Here is an 8,499-nt window from a genome sequence, read left to right as displayed (position 1 = left end):
AGTGTTCTCACTGACAGTAGGTTGACTAGGTTCCTTTTCTTGATTTTCCACTTCTTCTTCAGAGTGAGTTTTTTCCGAATTTTGTTTAGACACATCAACTTTTGATGGTTGTTTATCTTCAAAATAAATATGTAAAGTTACAGGGATTGTATTATCAAATAAACTAATTCGATGACTCACTGAGAATTCTTTATAGGTAGGGGCCGCCTTTACGAAGCCTCCTATTCCTAGTAGAGAAACTATAAAGAAAATAAAAAATATAAATTTTCTTGTTTTAGAAAGGTAGTAAGCAACCAAGAGTAAACTTATAATTGATATACCAATTAAGGTATACCTAGTCCAAGTTTCTCCAGTACTTGGCAGAGCCTTTGACGTTTTTTTAATTTTTACATCAAATTTATGTGTTTGGTGGCTCCCTAATTCTTGTAAGGTTGGTAGACTATCCACTAGCTCATAACCCTCAGGTAAGTCTAGTTGGTAACTTAAATTTTCTAAAGGTCGCTCTTGTTGGTTTTCAACATTAATTGTAATAGTGTCCTGCCCATTGGAATTTATTGAAGCTTTAACTTCCTGGTCAGCAGAAACAATATTATAAGAAGTGAAAAGAAGGAGGATACCTGCAAGAATGCTAAAGAATATTTTTTTCAAATCTCTTTACCTCCTGACTTCTTTTTCATAAAGATTTATGTTTTGTATGTTATTTTAGCCTACCTATGTATTGGTGGGGAATTGCAATAAATATTTTGTTGGAAAAGTATAAACATATATAATTTACCCTTGCTTGGTCTACAAATAACTACCCTTTGCCTGTAAGATGAACATTTATAACCACATATACAAAGATTTTCATAGCATTTCTGCCTGTAAGTGCCTTGACTTATGGAGGATTTTGTAGGATAAATCATCCACTAAAAATGTAATAGGTACTATAAAATAAAATGTCTTCGTATTTTTAATTCAAAATTAATAGTTCAGATATTAATACTATCATCATTTACTTGTAGTAATTGTTTTTATTATATCATTTAATAAGGATAATGGAAGACTAAAATAGATTAGCTCTGTAAAATTCAGTAAAATTAAATAACTTTAATCTATGTGATTGTTTATTAAAGAATTAGCATTCAGAGAGTAATAAGTTTTCTACAAATTTACTGATTTCGCATTAGTTGAATTTGTAGAATATCATCAATCCTTATTAAACTATATCTATTATTAGTCTTTATATATATTTCTTTTTTATCCATTTCTCTCACTTCGCCAAATAAAGTAACTTTTTTATCACGATGTTTAATAGTGAACTGACCTTTAAGTTGGTTGGCATAGAGTTGAGAAAGTAATAAGAGTTTCTGAGGCTTACTTAAGTCTGTTGAGAAGTCAACACGATTTTTAGCAGCATGTAATGATGAGGTATGCTCGGATAGAAAGAACCCCATCCACTTTTGCATCCCTGGATCCTGGTATTCTCTTGCCGCTTGAAATGGCAAATAGGAACGATCAATCATTTTAAACCATCCAATCCTCCAGCAGAATGTCCTCCGATGAGCCTGCTTCTGGCAATACTTCTCGATGCACTATCAAGTGCATTAGCTTTTAGCAGAGAGGTAAAACCAAATTGGTCTCTGATAGAATCTATTGCTGTCTGGAGCCTTTCTTCTTTTTCAATTTGTTCGACATCATCGAATAGTGAGATAAATCCAAAAGATTCATCTACAAACCCAGAATAATTAACCGCTACACTTCGGATTGCCCCTGAAGTGTATTTATTATGGAATAATTTCAACACATAGTTTGTCAGCAGGTCAGTGTTATTCGTTGGTTCAATTTTCATTTGAGTATTGATAGAACGCTTGTTCTCATGCTTAGAGTAGCCAAGATGTATAGAAACAACAGTCGCTTTCTTGCCTATCTTTCTCAATCGGATAGCAACTTGCTCGGCCATCTCTCTAAGGACAATTTCAATATCACGTTGTCTAAAATAGTCTCTAGGGAGAACCTGGGAGTTGCCTAGACCTTTTGATTTGGGTTTATAGGGCTTATGAACGTTACTTTCATCAATACCATTAGCATGAAACCATAAACGAAGGCCAGCTACTCCTAGTTCTTTCTTCAAGATATCTGGGTTGGCATTTGCCAAGTCTTTGATTGAGTGGATACCTAACGTGTTGAAGCGTTTCTCCATTCTTTTACCGATGCCCCAGAAATCTGTCATCTTAGGAATAGACCATACCTTATTCTCCACATCCTCATAGGACCAGTTAGCTCTCATGGTTGGAGTTTTCTTTGCTTCATTATCAAGGGCTAATTTAGCAAGTAATGGGTTAGCATTGGACATACCAACGGTTGAATAGATGCCAGTTTGTCTCCAGATGTCCCTTTGGATCCTTGCAGAAATAAGGTCAAGTTTTTGCTTTCGTGACAACTGCTTATCTGGAACGAAGTAATTAAGAGAACTAGACAGGTCAATAAAACCTTCATCTATAGAATAAGGGTAAATATCGTTAGGGCTACCATAGTTTTGAAAAATGCCTTGGATTTCCATATTAACTGCGATATACTCATCCATTCTGGGAGGAACGATGAAAGTCACTTTTGCCCAGTCTTCAATGAATCGTACGTATTCTGGATCCGTACTTAGTCCTTGTTTCTTGGCATTGTAATACGAGAACTTTCTTGTTTGAACATCAAAAGGGAGGTCGTATGCTCTTCCTACGTTTGATTTCCCAAACACTTTCTTAAATATTGGTGAAGAAGCTAGGATAAGACCTGCAGAGTTATCAGCTCTACTCATAACACATAGAGAAGTCTTTAGAGGATGTAGCCCTCTCTCAACACATTCTACGCTAGCATAGAAAGACTTCATATCAATAAAGGCAATATCACTGCGAGGTTCCCTAGTGTAATCAAAATATCCCATGTGTCACCTCTTTTTGTTAGTATATAAACTAACAAAAGTATAGACTATTTTGGTGAGGTTTTCAAGTGTTACAGTGTTGCCAATAGTCTTTGATCGTAAAAAAACACCAATAGCTGTGTAATTGGCGTTTTCAGTAGTCTTCTAATTCATTTTAAAAGAAGTATCGAGTTATAACCATTTTCATCAATATAGCTATGATATTCAGGATTTAACATTATTTCTTTTTATGATTCGGGAATTGTAGCATCTTATTGTTGCGCAGGTGTTGTTGGGGCACTTCCAGCTAACGTTTTGGTGTCACTCTGAGTTGATTCACTAACAGTTGCTTGAGTAGAGCTTGAACTAGACGATGTTGGTTTCGTAATTGTAGAGAAAAAGTGGACAAAAGTTCACTAGAAAATTATTCTAAGCTCATATAATTACTGTAATAGATATCATATAATTGGTTAAGGATTATCTCTGCTGGTGCTTCGAACTCACCGTCTTCTTCTTGAAAAGCATGGATAGCCCAATGATTAGACATCTCATTTACAGAATGTAAAAACGTTATAATTTGTTTACTTGTCGAAAGAGCCAACAAAGTCTGTTGTTGATCAATTATAGAAGATAATATTTTAGGAATATTTGTATTCAATTCATCGAAACTATCTTGATCCCAATCAAAATTATATTTTAAATCCTGAAGTATCACTATAAGATATGCTAAATAGTGTAGATTCCTTTCGTCCTCATTGGTCATTGTATAAACTTTTTTTCTTCATCTATATATTGTGCATATCTCAGGTTTTTTAAATCATCATGTTTAGTTGATGAAAATGTTGTAATTGCATTTCGCATAGTAGCTAATAAAACTAATTTTTCCAATTTCCTTTGTACTTTATCAGCTTCTTTTTTTTCTTTGTGATCTTGTAAAAATTTTAAAGCTCCTACTCCTACTGAACCTACACCTAAAATAGTTACAATATTAGCAATATTTTCTAACATAATATTTTCTAATCCTTTTCAATTTTAGAAGAAACATCCATACTAACTCTATAGAAATCCGCTAACTTAACTGCCATACTCAAATACATATATGTCTATCCGTTTTCCCAACGAGCAACTGTACGTTATGGCATTCCCATTCTGCTCTCATGTCAACCTCCTTATGTTCTGACTAAAAATTAAAACAACTTGATGATAGAGTAAATGATAATCCCAATGAAGAGGTAAGCTAGAAGCCCCCTCCAGTCGAAAGAATGGCGTGTTACTTTAAATTTTACTTTCATAACCTTTTTTGATGTACTTTGCTAACATCCCCTATATTCTAGGTGGAAGGAATATAGGGGTTATTCCCCGATTTCCCACTCAAAGGTGAAGAACAACAAGTGAATGGTGATTAGAAACTTGTGTTTCAACATGAGTGTTCTTTGAATTTAGCACGTAAATCTTACTTCTTTCTCTTTATTAATCTTACATATAGTTTATAACGCAAATGGTTTATAATTTCAACGCTTTTTGGTGTTTTTATATAAAAAGGATAGCATCATTATATGCTATCCTTAGCTAGTCCTATGATTATTGTGCAGGTCTCAAGGTTGCTGCTACTGTTCTAATAGAACTTTGTGTAAGTTCATCTTGTCTTTCTTCATCTGTGATTACACGAGGTTTTGGAAAGTTCTCGATAGGCTTTTCATGTTCTTGGGCTTGCTTTTTAGCTTGTTCAAGTCGTTGGTGTTGAGCTTCTGGACCCCAGTCTTTTTCTGCAGCAATCTCAGAGACCATAAAGGCACTATATCGATATGCTTCTGGAACAATCGTCTGAATTTGTTCTTTAGTGAAGCGATCTCCCTCACTATAATCGACGACATCCCAAATTAGTCCACCATTGCCATCTTCTCGTGCTGCAAGGAAGTGTTCGCATCCGATAGGATTTGAGAGATTGATCATAAAGAGTTCTTCAGACCATTCTCCAGTCATTACAGCATCAATGAATGTTTTATATTCATCGTCCGAGGCAAATGTTAGTTGACCTTCTTTTTCAGCTTTTTGAGCTTCACATAATACCTCAAATCGTTCCTGGTATAGTGAGAAATTGTACTGCTTCAAAAAACTTGCTTGTTCCGTTGTTAAAATATTTTTCTTCATCGTGATTACCTCTTATTCTAAGTTAAATGTCAGTGTTACTTTAGTCAATGGGATGTGTTTAAGCCCCCAAAAGCCAGATTTCAGTAACACTTTGAACATACCAGCTACATTTCCCTCTGTATCTTGTCTAAACTTTTCATCTCTGATTTCCGTAAGACCTTTAAATTCATGAGAAATGCTACTAGCAATAGATGAACGCATCGACTCTTTGATATTGTCTACGGTGTCAAATCGTCCTCTGATATTTGCATTGTGTCTATCATCAAAAATGATTTTATTGATCTGACCTTTGCTGAAGTTTCTTAAGGCAATAGCTACAACATAAGGAAGTGCAATCCCCAATGTAACTAGTGGGTGTGTCAGAATATCAAAGACAATACCTTTTAGAGTGGTGATAAGTACGATATAAGCCAATGCACCTATCAATTTAAAGTAATTAACTGACATCGTAAATTTATTTTTTCGATTAGCTAATAACAAACCAATACATACATAAACTACCAGTAATACCAGGGCGACAATATGAATCGTCTTTGTTGAAACGTTGAGAATATTGTTTGCTAATAACAGAACTGAAGTGGCTGTTATAAATATGATTTCAAGAAAATAAATACTTTCAGCAAACCATTTCATCAGTAACATGAACATTAATTTATTATTTTTCAAAAAGACACCTTCTTTCTACTTATATGGTGTTGATTTCATAAGTCCATAATAATATAAAGTATCAGTCCTCATATAAGCAACAACTTCCTTCCTAGTTCGTTTTAAAGTACTCCCTAATTATAGAAAAACAAATATCTATTTGTAACCCAGTGACACCTCCTAAAAAAACACAACTCTTGTGAGCTGTGTTTTTAGGGAATTATGAATTTAGAATAGGGAAAAGGATTTTTAAGAAGTGGGTGCTATCTTAGTACTCTTTACTACGTTTAGAGAAACCAAGCATGCCAAGTGCAGTAGTTAAAAGAACTGCACCTGCAGTAGCAATAGTTGAAGTTGATTTTTCACCAGTATTAGGAAGAACTTTAATAGCTTGTTGTTGGACAGGCACTTCTTCTACTGGAGTTACTGGGGTAGAAGTAGGTCCGCCAGACTCTCCTACTGGTGCTGCTGGTGGTGTATCAAATGAAACAAGGTTTGATTTATAGGCATTACCGAAATCAATTTGATAAAAGTCATTTTCTACTTTAGTTCCGGCAGGGACTTGCAATGTAGCAGGGAGATTAACTGTTACATTATTATTTTTTAGAATGTAGTCTTGGTAATAATCAACTGGATTTTTAGCTACCCAGAGATAGAACTCACCAGTTGGGTTAAGACCTGATTCATCTAGGATCTTGTTGATGGCATCAGTACGTCCTTCATCTGACAGTACGTGATACATATCAAAGAGGTCTTTGACATCTTTGTTCTTGCTATCGACAATAGTAATAGCATCTTCATCTACAGTGAAGGCACCATCTTGCACGTCATCGAGAAGTGCAAATTCGAGAGCTTTCTTAGAAGCGGCCATGTCTTTATACGGACTGTAGTCAGTCGTCAAATGGAAGTTGACTTTATCATCGTCAGTAGTTTTCCCGTCGATGTCATTTCCTTTTGAATCTGTAACAGACTTATGTGGTTTTGGAGCCGTTGGTGTCTTGTTAGTGACAGTATCAGAGAAGGTTTCGTAACCATTACGACCAGCTTTATAAGTATTATCGTAGAAACCGTTATCGTCAGTTGCTACAAACTTGATTGTAGGTGCTTCTAGAGTTTTACCTTCATATTTAGCCGTAAATGTGTAGGTCTTAGAAGCATCATCATAGTCAACGTTCCAACCTTTAGCCTCATTTTCAGCTTTGTTGGCTTCGATGTTAGGAACTTCTCCAAATTCAAGAGGATCACGAGTTGTTACGGTATCGCCAACTTTTGCATTGGCAAAAATGTTTCCATTATTCAAAACGTACGTAAGTTCATCACTTTTCGGAATCATCTTACCATTAACATTTTCGCCGTCGCTGTTGAGGACAGTTTTAGTTACAGTTGGTTGATAATTCATACTGTAGTCATGGTAGCTTACAGATGGAATTTCTGGTTTAACAGGCTCATTAACCTTTTTAACTGTAGCTGATGGAACCACGTTTGGATTAGTGAAATCAAGACTCAACTGACCATGAGTATTGATAATCCAGTTATCATCAATGTTAAGAATTGGGATAATACCAGTAGTTTCGCCTGGTTTCAAGACATAGGACTTGTTAAGTGCAATACTACGATTGATATCTTCCGCAAAGCTAGAGTTACCATCATGGTTTACTGAGTAGATTTCTTCTCCGTCTGTGTAAACGTGGTAGTTAAGATTTTGGTTAACACCAGTATTCAGACGGTTACTTGTATAAGCATAGTTCCACAAATCGAGACTATTAAGTGTTACGGTTGTCGAACCGTCTCCGTTAGCAGCAGACGTGAAATTAACCTTACCATTAAGGGTACCTGTACCCAAAACACCCAAGCTATCATTAGCTGAGTCATTCATATCGTGCGTGAATGAGAAGGTGCCGTCTGGATTAACACTACCATTTTGAACAGAGTTCCCGTAAGTCAATTGATCAACATTTTGTGTTGTCACACGTCCATCAACATTAACGTTAGCATTATCCTTCATAGCAGCATAATCTTTGTTAAATTTGTCGATGGTTTCTTTGTTCGAAGCAATCTGCTTGTTAACCTGTTCAGTATAGGTGTTGTAATCACCTACATTTTTACCATCCCCACTTGAGATTTCAGTAGCTTCAGCTTTAATAAGTCCATTACTATCTTTAACCGCTTTGTCTACTTGAGTTTCAAGTGTGTCGTGAGCTTTGTCAGCTGCATCATAAGCTGATTGGCGACCAGATGCGTCCTGGGTAGCTTGTTTGATTGAGGCTACTTGTTCATTTTGGTCAGCCTTGATTTCAGCTTGCTTTGATGCGAGTTCTTCACTTGTAGTTGGTGTCCCTTTATCTTGAGTAGCATCTTGTGTTACTTTAACACCACTGTCTTTGGCAGTAGCAACTGTATCTGTGACGGCTGTGTTGTCAATAGCTACCTTTTCAGCTTCCGTAGATGTATTAGCCTTTTCAGCGTAAGCATTATTATCATTAGTGCTTACTGGTTGTGTAGTGGCTACTTCTGCTACTGTTTCAGTAGGTTGTGAGTCAGTAGTGTTTGTTGCAGTCGCTGTGGTTGTTGGAGTAGAGACATCTGAAGTTGCAACAGCTGTAGCTTGTGACATAAGACTGTCTGCGTTTGCTTGTGAGGTAGCAACTGGTTCTGAATTTACAGGAGCTTCAGTTACTTCATTTGCGGATGCTTGGGAAGTTCTCCCAACGATTGCTGCAGCTCCAAGTGCAAGTACACCTACAGCTCCATAGACTTTATTTTTACGAATAGAGCCATGTCCTTTCGTGTTATTTGAGTCTTTAAACATT

Annotated in this window: 8 protein-coding genes; all 8 read right to left on the bottom strand. The window is 36.1% G+C overall.

Annotated elements, in window-relative coordinates; translation table 11 throughout:
- Positions 1–648 (bottom strand): hypothetical protein (locus HMPREF2571_RS09445; protein WP_141760080.1); only part of this gene is annotated, 648 nt, incomplete at its 3' end.
- Positions 649–1,151: 503 nt separating this feature from the next.
- A complete protein-coding gene (locus tag HMPREF2571_RS09440; protein WP_070847996.1) occupies positions 1,152–1,505 on the bottom strand; it encodes a hypothetical protein in 354 nt (117 codons plus the stop codon).
- Entirely contained in the window at positions 1,502–2,917 is a 1,416-nt protein-coding gene (locus tag HMPREF2571_RS09435) for a Y-family DNA polymerase (protein WP_070847992.1), read from the bottom strand. Before HMPREF2571_RS09435 ends, HMPREF2571_RS09440 begins: the two co-directional genes overlap by 4 nt.
- A 400-nt stretch (positions 2,918–3,317) precedes the next feature.
- Positions 3,318–3,656 carry a hypothetical protein gene (locus HMPREF2571_RS09430; protein ID WP_070847989.1) on the bottom strand — a complete coding sequence of 113 codons (339 nt, stop codon included), beginning with the start codon at positions 3,654–3,656 and terminating at the stop codon, positions 3,318–3,320.
- The gene (locus HMPREF2571_RS09425; protein ID WP_070847986.1) at positions 3,653–3,901 is read right to left on the bottom strand and encodes a hypothetical protein; all 249 of its coding nucleotides are present in this window, start codon (positions 3,899–3,901) and stop codon (positions 3,653–3,655) included. The genes HMPREF2571_RS09430 and HMPREF2571_RS09425 overlap by 4 nt, the downstream gene beginning before the upstream one ends.
- A gap of 573 nt (positions 3,902–4,474) precedes the next feature.
- The gene (locus HMPREF2571_RS09420) at positions 4,475–5,044 is read right to left on the bottom strand and encodes a hypothetical protein (protein ID WP_002887252.1); all 570 of its coding nucleotides are present in this window, start codon (positions 5,042–5,044) and stop codon (positions 4,475–4,477) included.
- A gap of 12 nt (positions 5,045–5,056) precedes the next feature.
- Positions 5,057–5,710 carry a hypothetical protein gene (locus HMPREF2571_RS09415; RefSeq protein ID WP_002887254.1) on the bottom strand — a complete coding sequence of 218 codons (654 nt, stop codon included), beginning with the start codon at positions 5,708–5,710 and terminating at the stop codon, positions 5,057–5,059.
- Positions 5,711–5,957: 247 nt separating this feature from the next.
- Positions 5,958–8,498 (bottom strand): SspB-related isopeptide-forming adhesin, encoded by a 2,541-nt coding sequence (locus HMPREF2571_RS09410; RefSeq protein ID WP_070847983.1) that lies wholly within the window; start codon positions 8,496–8,498, stop codon positions 5,958–5,960.
- Position 8,499: the final 1 nt, after the last annotated feature.

Source organism: Streptococcus sp. HMSC068F04 (assembly GCF_001837455.1).
Taxonomy (GTDB): Bacteria; Bacillota; Bacilli; order Lactobacillales; family Streptococcaceae; genus Streptococcus; species Streptococcus salivarius_D.
The sequence above is the reverse complement of the archived record's forward strand: the minus strand, read 5'-3'. Positions and strand labels throughout refer to the sequence as shown.

What these genes read in the sequence shown, in the direction of transcription:
- HMPREF2571_RS09425 (WP_070847986.1), bottom strand. Translation starts at nt 3,901, where the DNA reads ATGTTAGAAAATATTGCTAATATTGTAACTATTTTAGGTGTAGGTTCA.
- HMPREF2571_RS09430 (WP_070847989.1), bottom strand. Translation starts at nt 3,656, where the DNA reads ATGACCAATGAGGACGAAAGGAATCTACACTATTTAGCATATCTTATA.
- HMPREF2571_RS09410 (WP_070847983.1), bottom strand. Translation starts at nt 8,498, where the DNA reads ATGTTTAAAGACTCAAATAACACGAAAGGACATGGCTCTATTCGTAAA.
- HMPREF2571_RS09420 (WP_002887252.1), bottom strand. Translation starts at nt 5,044, where the DNA reads ATGAAGAAAAATATTTTAACAACGGAACAAGCAAGTTTTTTGAAGCAG.
- HMPREF2571_RS09435 (WP_070847992.1), bottom strand. Translation starts at nt 2,917, where the DNA reads ATGGGATATTTTGATTACACTAGGGAACCTCGCAGTGATATTGCCTTT.
- HMPREF2571_RS09440 (WP_070847996.1), bottom strand. Translation starts at nt 1,505, where the DNA reads ATGATTGATCGTTCCTATTTGCCATTTCAAGCGGCAAGAGAATACCAG.